General features: G+C 62.8%; 18 protein-coding genes. 11 read left to right on the top strand and 7 right to left on the bottom strand.

What is annotated here, in order from left to right:
* Positions 1-4: 4 nt before the first annotated feature.
* Both ACILSQ_RS00295 and ACILSQ_RS00290 read right to left on the bottom strand, forming a co-directional pair.
* Positions 5-508, bottom strand: coding sequence for a hypothetical protein (locus ACILSQ_RS00295; RefSeq protein ID WP_395741563.1), 504 nt, complete (start codon positions 506-508; stop codon positions 5-7).
* Positions 505-1,029 (bottom strand): hypothetical protein, encoded by a 525-nt coding sequence (locus ACILSQ_RS00290; RefSeq protein ID WP_395741562.1) that lies wholly within the window; start codon positions 1,027-1,029, stop codon positions 505-507. The genes ACILSQ_RS00295 and ACILSQ_RS00290 overlap by 4 nt, the downstream gene beginning before the upstream one ends.
* A 191-nt stretch (positions 1,030-1,220) precedes the next feature.
* On the opposite strand from ACILSQ_RS00290, the gene ACILSQ_RS00285 reads away from it, so the two are divergent.
* From ACILSQ_RS00285 to ACILSQ_RS00260, 6 genes are all read left to right on the top strand, one after another.
* Positions 1,221-2,177: an alpha/beta hydrolase gene (locus ACILSQ_RS00285; protein WP_395741561.1), complete on the top strand. Its 957-nt coding sequence runs from the start codon at positions 1,221-1,223 to the stop codon at positions 2,175-2,177.
* A gap of 90 nt (positions 2,178-2,267) precedes the next feature.
* Complete coding sequence (locus ACILSQ_RS00280; protein WP_395741560.1) at positions 2,268-3,383, top strand: pyridoxal-phosphate-dependent aminotransferase family protein; 1,116 nt, start codon at positions 2,268-2,270, stop codon at positions 3,381-3,383.
* A 720-nt stretch (positions 3,384-4,103) separates the two neighbouring features.
* A complete protein-coding gene (locus ACILSQ_RS00275) occupies positions 4,104-5,552 on the top strand; it encodes an FAD-linked oxidase C-terminal domain-containing protein (protein WP_395741559.1) in 1,449 nt (482 codons plus the stop codon).
* The gene (locus tag ACILSQ_RS00270) at positions 5,549-6,493 is read left to right on the top strand and encodes an FAD-binding protein (RefSeq protein ID WP_395741558.1); all 945 of its coding nucleotides are present in this window, start codon (positions 5,549-5,551) and stop codon (positions 6,491-6,493) included. Before ACILSQ_RS00275 ends, ACILSQ_RS00270 begins: the two co-directional genes overlap by 4 nt.
* Positions 6,493-7,743, top strand: coding sequence for a glycolate oxidase subunit GlcF (glcF, locus tag ACILSQ_RS00265; protein ID WP_395741557.1), 1,251 nt, complete (start codon positions 6,493-6,495; stop codon positions 7,741-7,743). The genes ACILSQ_RS00270 and glcF overlap by 1 nt, the downstream gene beginning before the upstream one ends.
* Positions 7,740-9,392 carry an L-lactate permease gene (locus ACILSQ_RS00260; RefSeq protein WP_395741556.1) on the top strand — a complete coding sequence of 551 codons (1,653 nt, stop codon included), beginning with the start codon at positions 7,740-7,742 and terminating at the stop codon, positions 9,390-9,392. Before glcF ends, ACILSQ_RS00260 begins: the two co-directional genes overlap by 4 nt.
* An 11-nt stretch (positions 9,393-9,403) precedes the next feature.
* On the opposite strand, the gene ACILSQ_RS00255 is transcribed toward ACILSQ_RS00260, so the two are convergent.
* Positions 9,404-10,990 carry an MFS transporter gene (locus ACILSQ_RS00255; protein WP_395741555.1) on the bottom strand — a complete coding sequence of 529 codons (1,587 nt, stop codon included), beginning with the start codon at positions 10,988-10,990 and terminating at the stop codon, positions 9,404-9,406.
* A 121-nt stretch (positions 10,991-11,111) separates the two neighbouring features.
* On the opposite strand from ACILSQ_RS00255, the gene ACILSQ_RS00250 reads away from it, so the two are divergent.
* On the top strand, positions 11,112-12,545 hold the full coding sequence (locus ACILSQ_RS00250; protein WP_395741554.1) for a DUF1501 domain-containing protein: 1,434 nt from the start codon (positions 11,112-11,114) through the stop codon (positions 12,543-12,545).
* A gap of 10 nt (positions 12,546-12,555) precedes the next feature.
* Here ACILSQ_RS00250 and ACILSQ_RS00245 read toward each other — a convergent pair whose 3' ends face one another.
* The gene (locus tag ACILSQ_RS00245) at positions 12,556-14,826 is read right to left on the bottom strand and encodes a tetratricopeptide repeat protein (RefSeq protein WP_395741553.1); all 2,271 of its coding nucleotides are present in this window, start codon (positions 14,824-14,826) and stop codon (positions 12,556-12,558) included.
* A 123-nt stretch (positions 14,827-14,949) separates the two neighbouring features.
* On the opposite strand from ACILSQ_RS00245, the gene ACILSQ_RS00240 reads away from it, so the two are divergent.
* From ACILSQ_RS00240 to ACILSQ_RS00230, 3 genes are all read left to right on the top strand, one after another.
* A complete protein-coding gene (locus tag ACILSQ_RS00240) occupies positions 14,950-15,699 on the top strand; it encodes a glycosyltransferase family 2 protein (protein ID WP_395741552.1) in 750 nt (249 codons plus the stop codon).
* Positions 15,700-15,801: 102 nt separating this feature from the next.
* On the top strand, positions 15,802-16,023 hold the full coding sequence (locus ACILSQ_RS00235) for a hypothetical protein (protein ID WP_395741551.1): 222 nt from the start codon (positions 15,802-15,804) through the stop codon (positions 16,021-16,023).
* 66 nt (positions 16,024-16,089) lie between these two features.
* Positions 16,090-17,433 carry a hypothetical protein gene (locus ACILSQ_RS00230; protein ID WP_395741550.1) on the top strand — a complete coding sequence of 448 codons (1,344 nt, stop codon included), beginning with the start codon at positions 16,090-16,092 and terminating at the stop codon, positions 17,431-17,433.
* Positions 17,434-17,446: 13 nt separating this feature from the next.
* Here ACILSQ_RS00230 and ACILSQ_RS00225 read toward each other — a convergent pair whose 3' ends face one another.
* From ACILSQ_RS00225 to ACILSQ_RS00215, 3 genes are read right to left on the bottom strand one after another with little or no spacing between them, the layout of a single operon-like run.
* A complete protein-coding gene (locus ACILSQ_RS00225; RefSeq protein WP_395741549.1) occupies positions 17,447-17,785 on the bottom strand; it encodes a hypothetical protein in 339 nt (112 codons plus the stop codon).
* The gene (locus tag ACILSQ_RS00220; RefSeq protein ID WP_395741548.1) at positions 17,785-18,147 is read right to left on the bottom strand and encodes a hypothetical protein; all 363 of its coding nucleotides are present in this window, start codon (positions 18,145-18,147) and stop codon (positions 17,785-17,787) included. Before ACILSQ_RS00220 ends, ACILSQ_RS00225 begins: the two co-directional genes overlap by 1 nt.
* 39 nt (positions 18,148-18,186) lie before the next feature.
* Positions 18,187-19,749, bottom strand: coding sequence for a hypothetical protein (locus tag ACILSQ_RS00215; RefSeq protein WP_395741547.1), 1,563 nt, complete (start codon positions 19,747-19,749; stop codon positions 18,187-18,189).
* Between the two features lie 133 nt (positions 19,750-19,882).
* Here ACILSQ_RS00215 and ACILSQ_RS00210 point away from each other — a divergent pair, with 133 nt between their 5' ends.
* A complete protein-coding gene (locus tag ACILSQ_RS00210; RefSeq protein ID WP_395741546.1) occupies positions 19,883-20,341 on the top strand; it encodes a YhcH/YjgK/YiaL family protein in 459 nt (152 codons plus the stop codon).
* The last annotated feature ends 35 nt before the right edge of the window (positions 20,342-20,376 follow it).

Below are 20,376 nucleotides of genomic sequence, written 5' to 3'. Positions count from 1 at the left end.
GCGTTTACGAGGGGGAGTTTCGCGATTTGAGCTGCCAGGCCAGTGCCATCAGCCAAAGAAAGGCCACCCCACCAAGCCACCGTGTCATTCCATGGCCAAACACCACCGTGGCGTTGAACCAGATGAAGGCCAGAAAACCCTGCAGCAGCCACTCGGATCTGCGGCTGCGTGACTCGTGGCGGGCAGGAGCCAGCCACCACCAGCAGACATCGCCAAGCCACAGCGCCAGCACGGCGTAGTTCACCCAAAGACCGCTGCCGGAGCCAAAACCGGTCACCGCCGCCGTCTGCTGCGCCGTGGCTTCGAAGGCTGCACCATGGCTCCAGTGATGCACAAAATGAAACGCGCATGCCACATGCATCAGCAGCACCAGACAGCCGATGGTCCACCAGATGCGCGCGCCGGTTCTTCGTGGTGCGTTCGTGTTCAGTCGCAGCGTGAGAGCGATGACGTAAGCCGCGAATGACGCCGCGGCCGTGCCATGAGTCAGGAAAGCAGCAGCGCTCATGGCTGTCGCATCATGGCAAAGGCAGACCCAATGCCGGCCCCAAGTCCGAGCCCATACAAGGCGCCCCAGGCCAGTTCGCTGCCCACCGAATGCAGTGAGGAATAGCACACATGCGCCCCCGCAAAATAACCGGCGGAGTGAAAGGCAAACATGACCAGGGCGGAGGGCAGCAGCATGCGCCAGCCATTCAGTGTGGCGGCCATCACCGCTGTGAAGGCCGTGCAGCCCACCAGCGCTCCCAGCCATTCACCCGCGCCCATTCCCAGTGAAAACCAGCCCGCACACCAGGCGGTGGCATAGGCGAGAAAGGCGGTGAAAAAGAAACGGTAAAACTGCAGGAGCGTGCCCGGCCAGCCCAGCAGCGGCCGCAGCACCAGGCCTGAGAGAAGAATGAAGACCACGCAGCAGGCGGCATACATGCCCGCTTCACCACCGAGCTGCGCAAACCACCCCTCCCCGAACGCCCACACGGCAAATGCCGCCGTGCTGACCACGGCAAACCCGACGCCACCGCGAATCATGAGTGCGAGTATCTTCACACCGCACCAAACGTGGCCCGCACCGCTTGTTTGTCATCGATGCACCAGCCCCCCTTTTCGGAGACCCAGCGCAGGGCCTTGCAGTCAGCATTGCATCCGGAGACGAATGCTGACGTTGGAGCAATGACACAATCAACCGCGACCTGCGTTTGTTTCGTCAGTTCCTTCTCCCCATGAGATCCTTCTTCTTCGCGCTCAGCCTTCTGGCTCCGGCCCTGAATGCCATTGCTGAAATCCGCCATGTCACCATCTGGAGCGATGGCACACGCATGGCCGGAGATCTGTATCTGCCGGAAGATTATAAAGAAGGCGAGAAGCGTGCCACCGTCCTGTTTTGTGCCGGCACCGGCGGTGTGAAGAAAGGCAATGGCGCCCTCTATGCGAAGCGCTTCGTGAAAGAAGGCTTCGTCGTGCTCGCATTCGATTATCGCGGCTGGGGCGAGAGCGACTGCAAGCTCACCCTGCCAGAGCCGATGCCGAAAGCGGACGCCGACGGCACGGTCACTGTGAAAGCCAGGCCCGTGCGCTGGCAGATGGACATGGCGGACCAGACGCTCGACATCCGCTGCGCCATCAGCTTCCTCATGGGCGAGCCCTGCGTGGACCCGGCGCGCATCGGCCTTTTCGGCACCAGCTACGGCGGCGGGCTGGTCGTCTGGGTCGCGGGGAATGACCCGCGCGTGAAGTGTGTTGTCTCCCAGGTCCCCGGCATGGGCGGTGGCCGGCCCCCGGCGGCACTGAAATATGCCAGCGACCTCGCGGTGAAGCAGGCGCGCGGCGAAACCGAGCCCGTGCCCATCGAAACCGGCAGGCTCGGCGGGAAAATGGCCGCCTATGCGCAGATGCGCGCCAACCCCGCCAAAGGCATCGGCTACAATCCTGTCGAAGCAGCTTCAAAGATCACCGCACCCACCATGATCATCGTCGCGGAAAAAGAGGAGCTCATGAGCAACGAGGAAAATGGCCGGCGCGCCTTCCAGGCCCTGCAGAAAAACTTCGTGAAGAGCGAGTATCACGTGCTCGAGGGCATCGGCCACTATGGCGTGTACAAGGAGAAGTTTGAAGACGCCACCAGGCTGGCCTCGGACTGGTTTCACCTGCATCTCGACTCTCATCTCAAAACCCCGTGAGCAGGCGGAAAGAAGATATTGAAGCCGCCTCCACAAGATGACGGTGGACAAATCAGCCCGCCTTCTCCCATACTCCCCGTCTCCCAATCCATGAACACCCAATTCCCCGCTGAACGCATCCTCCTCGGCCCTGGCCCCAGCCCTGTTCCCTCACGCGTGCTGCGCGCCCTCGGCGCTCCCACTCTCGGCCATCTGGACCCGCAGTACCTCACCATCATGGACGAAGTCTGCGAAATGCTGCGCCAGGTCTTCCGCACCAAAAACGCGCTCACCTTTCCCGTCAGCGGTACCGGCATGGCCGGCATGGAGTGCATCGCCACCAATCTCATCGAGCCTGGGGATGAAGTCATCGTTTGCGTGAACGGCGTCTTCGGCGGCCGCATGAAGGATGTCATGGAGCGCTGTGGCGCCACCGTGCACACCGTCGAGGCCGCGTGGGGAGAAGTCATCGCCCTGGATCAAATCGCCGCCGCGCTGGAGAAACATCCCAAAACAAAGCTCGTGGGAATCGTCCACGCCGAAACCAGCACCGGAGCGCATCAGCCGCTGGAGGGCTTTGCCGATCTGGTGCACAGCAAAGGCGCGCTGCTCGTGGTGGATGCCGTGACCAGCCTCGGCGGACATGAGTTGAAGGTGGATGACTGGGGCATCGATGCCATCTACGGCGGCACGCAGAAGTGCCTGAGCTGCCCGCCCGGCCTGGCCCCCGTCAGCTTCGGAGACCGCGCCCTCGCCATCATGGATGCGCGCAAAACCAAGGTGCAGTCCTGGTATCTGGACGTCTCCATGCTCCGCAAATACTACACCGGCGGCGGTGGCGGCCGTGTGTACCACCACACCGCCCCCATCAACATGACCTACGCCCTGCATGAGGCGCTGAACATCGTGCTGGAGGAAGGTCTGGATGCCCGCATTGCCCGTCATGAGAAGATGCACCTGCGTCTTCGCTCCGGACTGGAGGCCATGGGCATCAGCTACATTCCCAAGCGCTCGCTGCATTCCCTCAACTGCATCAGCATCCCCGCCGGAGCCGATGACGCGGGAACCCGCAAACGCCTGCTCGAGGAGTACGGCATCGAAATCGGTTCCGGCCTCGGCGTCATGGCCGGCAAAGCCTGGCGCATCGGCCTCATGGGCCACGGCGCGACCGCGCGAAATGTCGATCTCGTACTCACCGCCCTGCGTGAAGTGCTTGATTTCAAATGAAATCACAATGATTTGCAAATCGGCAACCGATTCGAATCACATTTTTACACAGGATGAATTCAGAACTCATGAAATGCGTTTACTGTGGGAACCCGACGAGCAAGGCCGCAGATCGATGCCCAAACTGTAAGCAACAAACTCCAAGCGGGCTGCAATGCTTCAAATGTGAAAAGTTTTTTCCGGCGGAGAGTGTCAAGAATCTGGGGCCGCCATATAGAGCTGCTGACGATTTAGTCTTCTGCAATAACTGCTACGAAAGCAATCGTGCTAGATCATCAGTGCCGAGCACCGTGTCGATTGACTGTCAGGCTTGTGGTCAAGTTTTGAGGAATGGGTTATCTGACAACGGCAAACAATTCAAATGGACCTGCCCAAAGTGTGGAGACCCGAATTCTCAGCATCCCGCACGCGAGACGACCACGTGCTTCGAGTGCGGCCTCCCGATCTACAAAAAATATCAAGGATTCGTGCGATGCACAGGTCGCTGTGCACATGAGTCTAAATACCAATGTCCATATACGCGGCATGATACTTGTCCTCCGACTTCAAAAGCGCATAGTCGGTATCCTCATGTGGGCTGTCTTGGCTGTTTTGGGTTTGGGTGTTTTGGGGTGATTGTTTTACTGACGACACTTTCTACGAGTATGTATCTGATCGCATTAGCGTTTTTCACAGTACGCCAATGATTCGATCTGTCTGGGGAGGATCAGGAGGCATAGCATGAGTGCCACAGAATCGCTTTCTCGAATAATCGCGCTGCTGCCACCGGAGCGTCTGCTTCTGCGGCCTGTCGAGCTGGCGGCGTATGAGAGCGATGGCCTCACCGCCTTCCGCACCCGCCCCCTGGCGGTCGCCGTGCCGGAGACGGCGGACGAGGTCATTGCCATCGTGCGACTGTGCCATGAGCTGAAGCTGCCCTTTGTGGCCCGTGGCAGCGGCACCAGTTTGTCCGGCGGCTCACTGCCCATCGCGGACGGCATCGTGATCGCGCTCAACCGCCTCAACCGCATTCTGAAGCTCGATCCGGCACAGCGCATCGCCGTGGTGCAGCCCGGCGTGATCAATACGCAAGTCACCGCTGCCGCAGCGCCCTTCGGCCTGCACTATGCCCCGGACCCCTCTTCGCAGACTATCTGTACCATCGGTGGCAATGTCGCCTTCAACTCTGGCGGCGCGCATTGCCTGAAATACGGCATGACCTCCAATCACGTCCTCGGCATCAAGGCCGTGCTCGCCACCGGTGAAGTCGTGGAATGGGGTGGCGGCAGCCGTGAGCGTCTCGGCCCGGACTGGTGCGGCCTCTTCACCGGCAACGAAGGTCTCTTCGGCATCGCCTTGGAAATCACGCTGCAGCTTCTGCCGAAAGCCGGGTGCTTTCACACCGTGCTCGCAGGTTATCGCACGCTTGAACAGGCCGGCGATGCCGTCTCCGCCGTCGTCGCCAGCGGTCTCTTGCCTGGCGCCATCGAAATCATGGATGCTCTCGCACTGGAGGCCGCGGTCGCCGCCGTGCATGCGGAATATCCGCCCGGATGTGAAGCCGTGCTTATCGTCGAGCTCGAAGGCCCGCGTGAAGTCGTCGCCATCGAGCGCGAACGGCTGGATGCCATCCTCGCGGCGAGCAGCCCCGTTGAGATGCGTCCTGCTCGCGATGCCGATGAGCGCCTGGCCATCTGGAAAGGCCGCAAAAGCGCCTTCAGCGCCGTCGGCCGTCTCTCGCCAGACTTCATCGTGCAGGATGGCGTGGTGCCGCGCCGCAGGCTCGGCGAGGCCCTGCGCCGCATCGCCGAAATGTCCCGCGAGACGGGCATCCGCGTTGCCAATGTCTTCCACGCCGGCGATGGCAATTTGCATCCGCTTATCCTCTTTGACGGACGAGAAGCAGGCGCACTGCATCGCGCCGAAGATCTCGCGGGCCGCATCCTGAAGATGTGCGTCGAAATGGGCGGCTCCATCACCGGAGAGCACGGCATCGGCGTCGAAAAACGTGACTTCCTCGGCGACATGTTCACGCCCGATGAAATCGACTGCATGCAGCGCCTGCGCGCCGCCTTCGATCCCCTCGGTATCGCCAATCCCGGCAAGATGTTTCCTGGCAGCGAGGCTCCTTCCTTGTCGCACGTCGGTTTGCACCCGCTGGAAAAGGCCGGCGTCATTTCACGCGAATGATCTCTCCCGCCACCCTCGCCGAACTCCGCGACGCCGTGCTCTCCGCACCGCGCGTGATTGCCGTAGGTGCACAAACCAAACCACGCCTCTCTGATGTGGACGCGGTGAAAATCTCCACCCTGCAACTGCGCGGCATCACCGAATACGAGCCGAGCGAATTCACCTTCACCGCACTCGCGGGCACACCGGTGAAAGAAATCATCGCCGAACTGGCGGAAAAAGGGCAGTATCTCCCCTTTGATCCCATGCTCGTCGAGGCCGGCAGCACCATTGGCGGCGTGGTGGCCTCGGGCCTGAGCGGTCCCGGTCGCTTCCGCTTCGGCGGCGTGCGCGATTTTATTCTCGGTGTGCAGTTCGTGGATGGGATGGGCCGTCTCCTGCGTCTCGGTGGCAAGGTGGTCAAAAATGCCGCTGGGTTTGATGTGCCGAAGTTCCTGGTCGGCAGCCTCGGCCGCTTCGGTGCCATCGGAGAGGTGACGTTCAAAGTCTTCCCGCAGCCCGAATCGATGCTCACCCTTGAGCTCCCCTTTTCGGCTGAGGCCATGGCCGGGCTTGCCAATTCACGCTATGAGGCTGCGGCACTCGATGTGCTGCCCGGCGGCGCAGCCATGGTGGTGCGTCTTGCCGGGCCGGAGAAAGCCCTGGAGATGCTCGCAAAAGAGATCGGCGGCGAGATCATCTCCAACACGATTTGGGATGCCATTCGAGAAACACCCTGGAGTTACAAGACCGACATCACACCCGATCAAATCGCTGATTTCAAAACCGCGCATGTGAGCTGCGGTGGCAGCGTCGCCTTTTCTCAAATCCTCCCCGCTCGCGGCATGACCCTGCGCGGCGATGCCCCGCTGTGGATCGGCGGCAGGACGCGCTTCGCCATCGAAGATGCGGTGAAGCAAGCACTGGATCCGCAGCAGCGTTTCCCAACCCTCGACGACTGATGCTCCACACCATCCCCACCGCACAACTCGGCCCGCTGGGCGAACCGATGGCCAGGGCGGTTTCGGCCTGCGTGCACTGCGGCTTCTGCCTTGCGGCCTGTCCCACCTACCGCGAGCTGGGGCAGGAGATGGACACCCCCCGTGGCCGCATCGTGCTGATGAAGGAGGTGCTGGAAGGCAGGATGACCTTCGAGGCTGCGCAGCCGCATGTGGACCGCTGCCTCGGCTGCCTCGCCTGCGAGCCCGCCTGCCCCAGCGGCGTGCCGTATCGCGATCTCATCAGCCCATTTCGTGCTCTGGCAAAATCCAAATTCAAAAGAGGCATTGCCGAGCGATTGAGGCGCTTCATCAGCGCACAGACCATTCCCTATCCGAAACGCTTCCGTGTCGCGATGCGGCTTGGCAGTCTGGCGAAAGCGGTGATGCCAGAGCGCTGGCGTTCCATGCTGGAACTGGTGCCCGAGAAACTTCCGCCGCCGCAGTCCTGGCAGGAGGTCTATCCCGCCAAAGGCGGGCAACGCGCACGCGTGGCCCTGCTCATCGGCTGCGCGCAGCAGGTGCTAGATCCCGACATCAACACCGCCACCATCGAAGTCCTGACACGCAACGGCGTGGAGGTCGTCATTCCACGCTCCCAGGGCTGCTGCGGCGGTCTCGCCTGGCACACGGGAAATCTGGAATCAGCACGCGCCTTTGCCCGGCAAAACCTCGCCGCCTTCCCAGCGGATGTGGACGCCATCCTCACCAACGCCGCCGGCTGCGGCTCCGCCATGCACGAGTATCACCTCGTCCTGCGTGGCACGGCGGATGAAGCCCGCGCGGAGTCCTTCCGGCATCGTGTCATGGATGTGAGTGCCTTCCTGATGAAGCTCGGTCTGCGCGAGCCCCTTCGTCAGACGCAGCTCAAGGTCTCCTACCACGATGCCTGCCATCTCGCGAACGCTCAAAACGTGCGCCGCCAGCCACGCGATCTGCTGCGCGCCATTCCCGGCCTGCAGTTGCTCGAAATCACCGATGCCCACCTCTGCTGCGGCAGCGCTGGCAGCTACAACATGGACCAGCCGGAAATCGCTTCATCGCTTGGAGAGAAGAAAGCACAGGCCGTCATCGCCACAGGCGCGGAGGTTGTCGCCAGTGGCAACATCGGCTGCCTCACCCAGCTCCAGATGCATTTGAAAAAACTCGGGTCGACCATCGAGGTGAAACATACGATGCAGATTCTCCGTGATGCACACTCCCAAATTCCATGACGACTTGGTCCCAAAACTACGATCCTCTCAGCAATCTGTTTCTCTCCGCCCTGGTGGCCACGCTGCCGGTGGTCACGCTGCTGGGACTTCTCGCCTTCTGGCATGTGCGCGCTCATCTCGCAGCGCTTGCCGGGCTCATCGTCGCGCTTGGAGTCGCGATCTTTGTCTTCCACATGCCCGCCAAACTTGCCTTCACCGCCAGCGGTCTCGGTGCGGTGTTTGGCCTGTTTCCCATTGGCTGGATCGTGCTCAATGCCATCTTCATCTACCAGATCTCCGTTGAGACCGGTCAGTTCGAAGCGCTGAAAAAGCAGATCGCCGGACTGGCAGGTGACCGCCGCATCCAGGCCCTGCTCATCGCCTTCGCCTTCGGCGCCTTCATCGAAGGCTGCGCGGGCTTCGGCGCACCCGTGGCCATCACTGGCGCGATGCTCATCGGTCTCGGCTTCAAACCTCTCGAAGCCGCCAAGCTCGCCCTCATCGGCAACACCGCGCCCGTGGCCTTCGGCTCTCTCGGCATTCCGCTCACCACGCTTGCAGATGTCACCGGCCTGGATGTGCACATCCTCAGCTCCATCGTCGGCCTGCATCTCACCATCTTCTCCTTCATCGTTCCCTTCTGGCTGGTCACGGCCCAGGCCGGCTGGCGTGGCATGGTCGAGGTCTGGCCCGCGTGCCTCGTCTGCGGCGGCAGCTTTGGTCTGGTGCAGTTCGCCGTTTCAAACTTCCACGGCCCCTGGCTCGTGGACATCGCCGCGGGCCTCGTCTCGCTCGCTTCCATCGTCATCCTTCTGCGTTTCTGGAAACCACGCAGTGCAGATGAAAAGAAACTGCCCGAGGAAAAAGCCGCGCGCCCCTTCCGCGCCTGGATTCCGTGGATCATGCTTTCCTTGTTCGTCGGCGTCTGGACCACTCCTTTTGCGAAGACGCTGCTCAATGGCTACAAGCCCGGTACAAAGGCCGTCAGCACCTGGCAGGCTCCCATCACGCCCATTTCACCCCTGCATCTGGCCGTGCAAAAAATGCCGCCAGTCGCGCTGAAGCCCGAACCTGAAAAAGCCGCGTTTACGTTCAACTACCTCTCCGCCACCGGCACCGCGTTGCTGCTGGCGGGAGTCGTGGCCGGACTGCTCCTCGGCAGGGGGCCTGCGTCATTGGCCGGCATCTACCTGCGCTGCCTGTGGCGCGTGCGTACCTCCCTGCTCACCATCGCGCTCATGCTCGCGCTCGGCTACACCACCCGCTTCTCCGGCACGGATACAACGATGGGCCTCATGCTCGCTGGCACCGGTTTCCTCTTCCCATTCTTCTCGCCTCTCATCGGCTGGCTCGGCGTCGCCCTCACCGGCAGCGACACCGCCTCAAACGTGCTCTTTGGCAATCTCCAGCAGGTCACCGCGCAGCAGCTCCATCTGTCGCCGCCGCTCATGGTCGCCGCCAACAGCTCCGGCGGTGTCATGGGCAAGATGATCGACGCTCAAAGCATCGTCGTCGCCTCCGTGGCCACCGGTGGCCAACCCGACAGTCCCGATGCCGGCACGGTGCTGCGCAGCGTCTTCTGGCACAGCATCGCCCTCGCGCTGCTCATGGGCGTTCTCGTGATGATCCAGGCCTACTGGCTGCCCTGGACCGTCGCCGGTGTGAAATAATCCACACCGCCTCACGGCTTCACATCCCGCAGATTCACCATCAGCAGATGCCGCACGCGCGGCGGCTCTGCTCCCTGGTGAAACTTCTGCACCGCCAGCTCGATGCGCTGATCTTCCATCGTCGCGCGTTCATGCTGCCGCAGGTGCTCGGCCCAGGAGCCCACCAGAAAGGTCTCCCGGTAGTGCGTGGGGTCTTCCAGATCGGCAAAGAGCGAGCAGCGGAAGGCCCCGTCCCGCAGCCGCACCTCGCGCAGGTGCAGCATCGCGGCACGAAAGGCAGGCGCTTCCTTGGGGTCAATGTGGTACTCAATGGTGATCAGCACCGGCCCGTCGCTGGGCGCGGGTTCCGTGGTCAGCGTGGCATGCGGCAGCATGTGGTTGGAGGGATTGAGATCCAGCTTCTCCACATGACTGATCGGCAGCAGACGCGTCAGCACCGCGCTGATGAGCAGGCACCCCGCCGCGATTCCCAGCGCGATCGGCGCGCTCAAATGGCTGGCCAGTTGACCCCACGTCAGCGCCCCCACGGCAAAGGCGCCCTGCATCACCACCAGATAAATGGCGGAGCTTCGCGCCCGCACCCAGTTTGGAAACACGCTTTGCGAAGCCACGCTGAAAGTATTCATCCCGCTGATCCACGCCGCGCCCGTGACCACCAGCACCAGCGCCATGAAAATCTTGCCCGGCACCAGCGCAAGGATCGCCGTCATCACGGCAGAGGCGATGCTCGCGCCCCGCAGCACATGGTCGAACGAAAAGCGCGACCGCAGCCTCGGCAGAAACAGCAGCGCCATCACAATCGCCCCGCCACCATAGCAGCCCATCAAAATGCCAAAGTCAGCCGCGGCCCAGTTTCGGGAATGCACGATCACCGGCAGCAGCACCACCGGCGCCACCGCGGCAAACATGTGGATGCCGCCCCGGCACAGCACCGCCTGCATGGCCCGCGCATGCCGTGCATAGCGGATCGCCGCCGCCATCGCCCCCAGCATCTGCTCCTGCTGCGCGCTGCGCGGCGTGGCGATGTAGCTGCCCGTGCACATCACCCCGATCACCGCCAGGAATGACAGCGCATTCAGCGCAAACACCGGCGCCGGCCCCAGCGCCGCGAGTAGCAGACCTCCGAGGATCGGGCCCAGCGAGCGCGCAATGTTGAAGCCCACGCCATTGAGCGCGATGGCATGCGGCAGTTGCTCCCGTCCCACCACCTCAGGAATCAAGGCCTGCCATGCCGGCATGGTAAAGGCGGACGCCACGCCCAGTTGAAAAGTCGCCAGCAGCAGCAGGCTCTGTGTCAGCGCGCCATACCACGCCAGCAGCGCCATTCCTGTCGCAGTCAGCAGCGCGCCTATTTGGGCGATCATCACCAGCCGCCTCCGGTCCACCAGATCTGCCAGCGCCCCGGCAGGCAGCGCCAGCAAAAAGAGCGGCAGGCTGGACATCGTCTGCATCAATGACACCAGGTACGGCGAGCTCGTCATTGTCGTCATCGTCCACACCGCCGCTGTGTCATTCATCGTCGTCCCGATGTTGGACCCGATGCTGCCCAGCCACATGGCGCGATAGACAGAATTGCGGAGCGGAGACCAGGCTGACATGAGTATCTACATAACGTTTTTCCCCGCCTCCGCGAGCGTGCAATTTGCCCCCGCCACAGCTCGCGCGATTGCGTGACAAGGCCGCGCTCGTCAGCGGCGTATGACTGCCTACCGTTTCCCCATGCTCACCCGCCGCCAGCTCCTGCACACCTCCGGTCAAGGCTTTGGCGCACTCGCCTTTCATTCCCTCGCCGCCGGGGAGTCGGCACACCGCTCCCAGGTCTTCGCCCCCAGGGCAAAACGCGTCGTCCAGCTCTTCATGGCCGGTGCCGCCAGCCACATCGATCTCTTTGATTACAAGCCTGCCCTCATCAAACACCACGGTGAAGACGCCGACTTTGGCGAGAAAGTGGAGGCTTTCCAAAACGGCCTCGGCCCCTGGAAAAAACCCGTCTGGGATTTCAAGCCTTACGGGCAAAGCGGCAAGATGCTCAGCGAAGCTGTCGCACCCCTCGGCGCCTGTGCCGATGACATGGCCTTTGTGCACAATATGGTCGGCAAAACCGGCGTGCACTCCCAGGGCACTCTGCTTCAGGCCACCGGCTTCAATCTCCCCGGCTTCCCCGGCGTTGGCTGCTGGGTCAGCTACGCACTTGGTTCTCTCAGCGATAACCTCCCCACCTTCGTCGTCCTGCCAGACCACCGCGGCTTCGCTTCCAATGGGCCGAAGAACTGGGACAGCGCCTTCCTTCCCTCGCAGCACGCAGGCACCATCATCTATCCCGGCGCTGAGACGCCCATTTCAGACCTCTTTCCCCACAAGTCCGGCCGTTACATCAGCGCCCGGTCAGACCGCGAAGGCTTCGCGCTGCTGGAGCAGATGAATCGTAAACACATGGCCATGCACCAGGCGGACTCGCGTCTGGAAAGCCGCATCCAGAGCTACGAGCTCGCCGCCAAAATGCAGCTCGCCGCGCCAGAGGCTCTCGACATCTCCAAAGAATCCGCCGCCATGAAAGTCATGTATGGCATTCAGGAGCATCGCAAAGTCTGGCCCACCGAGATCAACGCGGAAGAAGAGGCCGACTGCATGGGCCGCAAATGCCTCGCCGCCCGCCGCCTGCTGGAGCGCGGCGTGCGCTTCGTGCAGATCTGGAGCGGCAACGACAACGGCTTTCCGCGCCGCAACTGGGACAGCCACGAAGACGTCGAGCGCGACCACGGCCCCCTTGCTTGGGGCATGGCCAAGGCCGTCTCCGCCCTCATCCTCGATCTCAAACAGCGCGGCCTTCTCGACGACACCCTCATCCTCTGGACCACCGAATTTGGCCGCATGCCCAGCACCCAGGGCGGCAAAGGCCGCGACCACAACCCCTACGTCTTCACCAACTGGCTCTGCGGCGGCGGCATCCAGGGCGGTGTCACCGTCGGCGAAAGTGATCAGTGGGGCTACAAGCCACTCGACCGCGCCAATCCCACCACCTGCTACGACATCCACGCCACGCTGATGCACCTCCTCGGCATCGACCACACCCAGCTCACCGTCCGCCACAACGGCATCGACCGCCGGCTGACGGACGTGCATGGGAATGTATTACGTGGGTTGCTCGCATGAGCCAGTCCCTTCATGGCTGCGCGCGGAAAGGCCGTCCGGATTGATAGATGTCGCGCTCGTTTCTGATGACCTCTGCAAGATCTCCGCGGCCCTGCGTCTCGAGAATGCGGATCGCTGTGCTCGCGGCCTGCCTCGCCTCAGGGAAGCGGCCGCTCTCCGCCAGCGCCGCGGCCAGTGTGCGCAGCACGCTGGGATTGGACTGCTGCGTGAGCTCGCTGGCCTTGGACGCCAGCGCCACCGCCCGCGCGCCGTCGCGCAGGGCGGCATCGCTGCTCGTGGCCAGAATCCACGCCAGGTTGTTCAAGGCCGGCACCTGGCCCGCATCAGCCGCCAGCGCCGCCTCGTATTCCTCTACCGCCTCCGCCACGTGCCCGGACTGCGCCAGAGCCACGCCGAGATTTGCATGCGCGCCGGCGGCATGTGGCCGCAGCGCCGCATACTTGCGGAAATGCTCCAGCGCCTCCTCCCTGCGCCCCGTCTCAAACAGCAGCGATCCCAGGTTGTTGTACGGATCGGCAAAGTCGGGCTGCAGTTGCACCGCCTTCTCGTAGGCCGCCAGCGCCGCGGCCTTGTTGCCCGCCTTCATCAGCACGTTCCCCAGATTGTACTGTATCTCGGCGGACTCCGGCCTGAGCTGCACCGCCCGCTCATAGTGCGGCAGCGCCGCCGCGGCGTCGCCTTTGCCTTCCAGCGCTTTCCCCAGGTTGCTCTCCGTATCCGGAGACTCCGGGCTCAGGCGCAGCGCGGCTTCGAAATGGGTGATGGCTTCATCGTAACGCTTCAGCTCGATGAGCGCGCTGCCCTTGCCGGCATGAGCCTCCGCCGATCCCGGCAGCCGCTGCAGCACCTGGTCATAGCATGCGATCGCGCGTTCATAATCCTGCCGCTTGGAGAAATAACCGCCCAGGTTCTGCAGCGTGATCATCCCGTCGATTTTGTTTGGCAGCACAGGCCAGTTTACCAGCACGGCGGCGGCAGCCAGGGCCGCGAGTCCCTTCCATGTGGAGGGAGAGACCGGCCGGCGCAGCCGCTCCCGTATCTCCACGATCCCTCCCGCGGCCAGCAGGATCGCCATGGGAAAAAGCGGCAGCCGGTAGCGTGCGAAGACATAGAAGGCGGCCACGCTAGCGGCATACATCAGCCCCATGGCGGGCACCAGCCACAGCTCGCGCCGCCGCCCCCACAGCCACACCGCCCCCATCACGGCCAGCGGGCACAGCACCCCGAAGTGCAGCACCGCCGAAAGCCACCGCAGCAGAGCCGAATGCGCCGCATACGCGCTTTGCTCCTCAGTGTCGCCCAGTTCCGCGGCATTCCACACCAGCAGCCATTTGCGCCCCATCAAGCGTATCCACTGCCATGGCTGGCTGCGAATGAAGGCCAGGCTTTTCCCCATCCAAAACTGCGACACCTCGCCCGGCGTGAGCCTGCGCCCCAGCTCACGCTCCGCCAGATCAGCGGCATCTTTCTCCTCATACACAGCGTCCCCTCGCCGTGGCCGCAGCGGCTGGTAGGTGCCGTTGGCATGCTCATGGTTGCCGATGTAGAAGTTCGGCCCCATCTGTGACGTGGTCAGGTGAAATTCTCCACCCACCACCTGGTTGCGCAGCGCCACCGGCAGCAGCACGCACAGGGTTCCCGCCCCCGCCAGCAGCACCGCCCGCCACCGCCCGTGCTGCCATGCCCATAGGAGCAGCAGCGGCAGCATGACCAGTGCATTCTCCCGCGTCAAAACCAGCGCGCCAAAACCCGCGCCCAGCGCAGCCCACCAGCGCACCGCCTGCCCTTTGCGTGCGGCCAGCGCGGCCAGCATCAGCACCAGCGCCAGGAAAAACACATCCAGCACCGCCTTTTGAATCAGGCCGTCGAAAAAGATCAGCGTCGGGCACAGCGCCATCAGCATGCCGGCGGCCTGGCCCGCGCGCCGGGAGATGAAATGCTCCGCCGCCTTGCCAAGAAACACACAGGAGCAGGCCCCGATCACGATTTGAACCAGCCGGACCACCACCAGGCTGTGACCTCCGAGTGCATAAATGACACCGAGGAAGTACGGGTAGAGCGGCGCCTGGTAAAAGACCTTGTCCCCCAGCCAGGCCCCCGCCGCAATGCGCTGCCCCCACGCATCATACACCGCAGCGTCGCCGAGCAGAGCACCCGCGAGGTCGCTCTCATGAATCTGCCAGAAATAGATCAGGCGGATCAGCAGCGCCGCGAGCCACACCGCCGCCCAGGTCCCCCCGGCGGTGCCGGCAGGGCTGAGAAAGCGGGGAGGACATTTCATGGGCTGGCGGCTGGGAAGAAAAGGCCGGGATGATGCAACCGGCGCGTGATGAGCGCAACCGCAGCATCCGGCAGGCACGTTTGACTTCCCCCCGCGCCGTCACTACGTGGTGGGGAGTATCATATGCCCAGCGCGAGCCATCCTCCGGACCCAGCAGCCGCCACCGTCAGTGTGGTGGTGCCCGCGTTCAACGAGGCCTCGTTCATCGGCCTCTGCCTGGAGCGCGTGCTGCGCCAGAGCTCTGTGACCGAGGTCATCGTGATCGACGACGGCTCCACCGACGGCACGCATGCCCTCGTGGAGAAAATGATGGCCGGTGAGCCCCGCCTGCGCCTCCAGAGTCATTCACACAACAGCGGCAAAGGCGCCGCCCTGCGCACCGGCTTTGCCTGCGCCACCGGAGACATCGTGCTCGTTCAGGACGCCGATCTCGAATACGACCCGGAGGATTACGATGCGCTGCTGCGTCCGCTCCTGCAGGGCCGTGCCGATGTGGTCTTCGGCTCGCGCTTTCTCGGCGGCGGGGCGCACCGTGTGCTGTATTTCTGGCACGCCGTGGGCAATGCCCTGATCACCTTTTTCTCCAACTGCTTCACCGGCCTGAATCTGAGCGATGTCGAAGCCGGCCCGAAGCTCTTCCGCAGGGAGATCATCGCCGGCATGACCATCCAGGAAAAACGTTTCGGCGTGGAACCAGAGCTCGCCGCCAGGGTCGCCGCGCTCGGGGTGCGCGTCTATGAAGTCCCCGTCTCCTACCACGGCCGCACCTATGCCGAAGGCAAAAAAGTAAGCTGGCGCGATGGCGTCCGCGCGCTGTGGTGCATCGTCAAGTTTGGCATCACCGCCCGGTGGGAGCGCAAGGAAGGGCGTTAAAACAAAATATTCTCCACAAACCCCGCCACGTGCCGCGGCAGCTTCCGGTGCCTCCGCGTCACCGCCACCACCTCACGCTCAAAACGCTCCGAAATCAAGAAAGTGAAAGTCGGTGCCGGAGAGATCAGCCTGGAGCTTTCCTGCAAAGCAGATCCCGCGCTCTATGACCTGCCGCTGACCCTTTCGACCCAGGTCCCTGCCGATTGGAAAGAGTGCGCTGCCACCCAGGGCGCAGGCGCCAGCACGGTCCCCGTTCGTGATGGCGTGGTTCAGTACGATGCACTTCCCAACGGTGGAACGATCACATTCAAGAAAGCCGGGTAATCGGCAAAGACACCTGTGAGCTGAGCTTTCGCGATCAACCCGCCCACGTGGGTCCGTAGTGATCCCATGCACAAGCTCCTGCTCCTCCTTCCCCTTCTGGCTTCCACAGCACTTGGCGCTCCCTTACGCCTTGCCACCTTCCGCGCCGATGTCACTCCTCCAGTCGGCGCACCCTTGTGCGGCGGCCTGGTCAAGCCCGTGGCCGGCATCAGCGAACCGCTGCTGGCCCTGGGCGTCGTCATCCTCAGCGATGACAAGCCCGTGGTGCTCTGCGCCGTGGACTGGTGCGAGATCCGTGCGGGCGATCACGTCCACTGGCGCGAGGTGCTGGCCCAGGCTGCGGGCACGACTCCCGAGCGCGTGGCGGTGCAGAGCCTGCACCAGCACAATGCACCGCTCGGAGATTCCGCTTCTCACAAGCTGCTGGCGGGCTGCCCCTCTCCCCCGGCGGTGCTTGATCTCGACTGGGCGCAGCGCGCTCTGCAGGGCGTCGCCACCAGCATCAAAACCGCGCTCCAAAATCCGCAGCCGGTCACCCACCTGGCCACCGGCCAGGCTGCGGTGGAAAAAGTGGCTTCCAACCGGCGAATCCTGGGAGACGATGGCAAGATCGCCAAGATGCGCCTCAGCTCCACCAAGGACGCCACCCTGCGCGATCTCCCGGAAGGCCTGATCGATCCCATGCTGAAAACCATCAGCTTCTGGAACGGCGAAAAGAAGCTCGCCGTGCTGCACTACTACGCCACGCACCCCATGAGCTACTATGGCGATGGCATGGTCACGTATGACTTTGTGGGCACCGCACGGGAAAAACGCACGCAGGACGATGGTGTGCCCCACGTGTACTTCACCGGCTGCGGTGGCAACATCGCCGCCGGCAAATACAATGACGCCAGCAAGGAGGCCCGCCTGCGCCTCGGCGAAAACATCCATGCCGCCATGGTCGCCTCCGAGCAGCAGATGAAACGCGTGCCGCTGAGCAAAATCGAGTGGCGTGCCGTTCCTGTGGTGCTGAAGGCCAATCCCGAGTTCCCCGAGGAGCGCATGCTGAAGGTTTGTGAGAATGCAGCCGCAGCCCCCTCCACGCGCATCAGCGCCGCATTTCGCGTGGGCTTCATCCGCCAGAGCGCCGCAGGTGTGCCCATCCAGTTCACCAGCTTGCACCTCGGGGATGACGTCAGCCTCCTGCATCTCCCAGGCGAGACCTTCATCGAGTATCAGCTCTTCGCCCAGCAGCAGCGCCCCGGAGCCTTTGTCGCCACGGCCAGCTACGGTGACGGCGCACCGGGCTACATCCCGTTGGAAAAATCCTTCGCCGAAGGCGGCTATGAGCCCACCCAGGCCTTCGCAGCGCCGGAGTCCGAAAAGGTGATGCGGGACACCATCGCCGAACTGCTCCGCGTGAAGTAAACACCTCGGGTGTTCATCGCCTCAGCGGAGCACGCTCCGGTTTCAGGTGCTTGAAGAGAAACAGCCACATTGCCTGCGGATCAGAGCCATCATCTTTGGTCTGGAGCACGTTCTCGATGCCCAGCGCATCCAGCTTCTCCTTCAGCATCACGCCAAACTCTGGATGATGAATCGTGATGTCCGGCGAAGTCGTGGCAGGGAAGGGCGTGCCTCCCAGCGGGCTCGCATACCGCATGAAGGTCGGCGGATCATCCTTTGTCACATGCGCCAGCGGGCTGGCATCATCAATGATCTTCTGCTTCTCCGGCGTGTTCAGCTCCTCCAGGCTCTTCACTCCAAAAAACATCGGCATCACTCCGCCGCCTTGCTGCGCACAAACTGCACCACCTGCGCCGCATCCAGCATCGGGGCAGGGTAGGGGGGCGCGTCCTTCGTGCCGGTGGTGAAGCGGTAGTTTGCAGAAACCACCGCAATCCCCGCGCGCAGCAGCGGCGCCGGGTTCAAGCCCTTCTTGTCCCCTCCCGTCCACCCACCGCCATGAAAGTGGATCAGCACCGGCGCCGGCTCCTGGGTCTGCGCCGGGTGGAAGTCCAGCACGTCATTGTCATACGCCCCGTAGCGCACATCCTTCTGCGCCCCTGTTTGAGCCGCGGAGTTCACGGCGGCACTGAAGAGCCCGAGGAGAAGCCAGAAACGGCGTGCGTGAAGGCTCATCAGTCCCTAAAACACTGCCGGATTGCGTTGGATGCGGGTTCATTCCTCCCAGTGCTGCTCGTCCTTGCTAAACCAGTAGCCGTGGCTGAAGACCAGACGCCCCTTGGTGCCGCCGCCCGCTAGAAAACCGCGGGTATCCCGGATCGAGTAGCTCCAGGTGCCGTCTTTCTCGGGGCTGATCTTGATTTCGATCTTCGTGCCGTTTTTCTGGTTGGATTTGAGATGGTAGCTGCTTCCGAAAACCTCGCCCTTCTCCTGCTTGAAAGTACCGCTCACAGCCTCCGAGAAAGGCACCGCGGTGGGCAGGTGCTTCTTGATCTGCGCCATGATCTCTTTGTCCGGATCAGCATCGTTGATCGTGAAAAACAGGGGCTCTTTGAACTCCGCAAAAGCATCCCCCAGCAAATCATCAATCATTTCCACGGGATAGGAGCCGGACTTCGCTCCGGAAACTGGCGCTTCCAGTGCGGCCAGCGCTGCTTCATTCCCCTGCTCAAACGCATGATGCGCCGCTTTGTACAAAAGGCCGCGGTTTGCCCGCAATTCGGGCTTTTTGCTGAGCAGGGCGCCCATGAAGCGGGGATTGTTTGACCACGCCGCGCGCTCCACCAGGGTGACAGGATAAGTCTCATTGGGATCAAGGGCCGCGGCAGGATCCACACCCGCGTCAATCAGTGCCGTCATCAGCGTGACGTTCCCCTGCCAGCACACCTCCGTCACCAGCGGCGCCAGATCCGCATGTCTCGCCTCCACCTTGGGCGGCTGGGGCACAGGGCTGCTCAGCGCTGGCTGGCGGTTCTCCAGCACCCACCAGCCATGCCGCTGCACCAGCCTTCCCGTGACCTTCTCCACCGGCATGGAAACCGTTTCCGTGCCAGAGGGGACGACCACCGGGCGCCCCTCCACCTGGCATACGATGTCCCAGGCCTTCTGGTCAGGCACCGGCTGGGCGGTCACTGCGAGCTTCACACCCGTCTCGTCGGAGATCCTGTTGGAAAACCAGACACGAAGGTCGCCCCGGGTGATGAGCCGGGTGGGATCCCCACTGGCCATGGACGCCGGAAACGTTTGATCACGTCGTTTCGCGATTTCCTTGGTAAACTCATCCGGCGGATCAGCGCCATTGAGAGAGACAAACACCTGCAGGGATTCCGGGATGATGAACAAATCGCCCAAAAATTCGACGGCATCCCCTGGCATCCCCTTGCCCGCATCATTGGGCTCCGTTGGGACTTTCAGCATCTCCGCCAGGTCGTCACGCTTCATGGCAAGCGCCAGATCAATGGGGCGGATGTTTTCCAGTGAGGGGGAGGGGGCATACGCACCCTGGTCACGCAGCCAGGCCACCATCTCGCTCTTTCCCCAGGCCACCGCAAACATCAAGGCCGTGAGACCCGGGTCGGGGACATCCTCCTCCACATCAGAGATGCTTTGGTCGATCTGCAAGCCCGCCTGCAAAAGGGCTGCATACAAAGGAATGTTGCCATCGGCGATCGCTCGTCGTGCCGCGCGTCTCAGTTGCAGCGAATCCCCGGCATTTGCCGCAGTAACGGAGGCCAAAGTGATCAGCACAAAAACAAAAACGGCAGTCGCGGTTCTCATAAGAAGGAGTCTCAACACTCTTCGCGCAGAGTCAATGCAGAGGTTTTTCCATGCTGGTGCGGTTCCTTGTCGCCGCGGCCGCCCCGGCATTGAGAGGTTGCTTCACGCCCTGCGTTCCGATAAAGCATCGCCCATGATTCTCGACACCCTCGAAAACTCCGCCCGCTACGAGTCCCTCAATTCGCGCTTCGCCAAAGCCTTCGCCTATCTCCGCACCGTGGACGGCACGCAGCCCCTGGGCCGTTTCGACATCGATGGCGACCACTGCTTCGCCCTCGTCCAGACTTACGAAACCAAGACCCTGGACAAGGCCAAGTTCGAGGCCCACCGCAAATACATCGACATCCAGTTCATCCACAGCGGCCGCGAAACCATCCTCTGGGCCCCCCTGGCCGCCATGCAGGAGGAGACCATGGCCTACAATGAGGAAAAGGAGGCCGCCCTCTGGAAGCTCATCCCCGACGTCACTCCGCTCCACATGAGCGGCGGCCACTTCGCCATCCTCTACCCCCAGGACGCCCACGCCCCCTGCATCGAGTGGGAAAAGCCGGAGCAGGTGTTCAAGGTCGTCGTGAAGGTGGCCGTGGAGTAAATACGGGGTAAAAACAGCCTTCTTGAGGGCGTAGG

Source organism: Prosthecobacter sp., assembly GCF_044227185.1.
Lineage (GTDB): Bacteria > Verrucomicrobiota > Verrucomicrobiia > Verrucomicrobiales > Verrucomicrobiaceae > Prosthecobacter.
The sequence above is the reverse complement of the archived record's forward strand: the minus strand, read 5'-3'. Positions and strand labels throughout refer to the sequence as shown.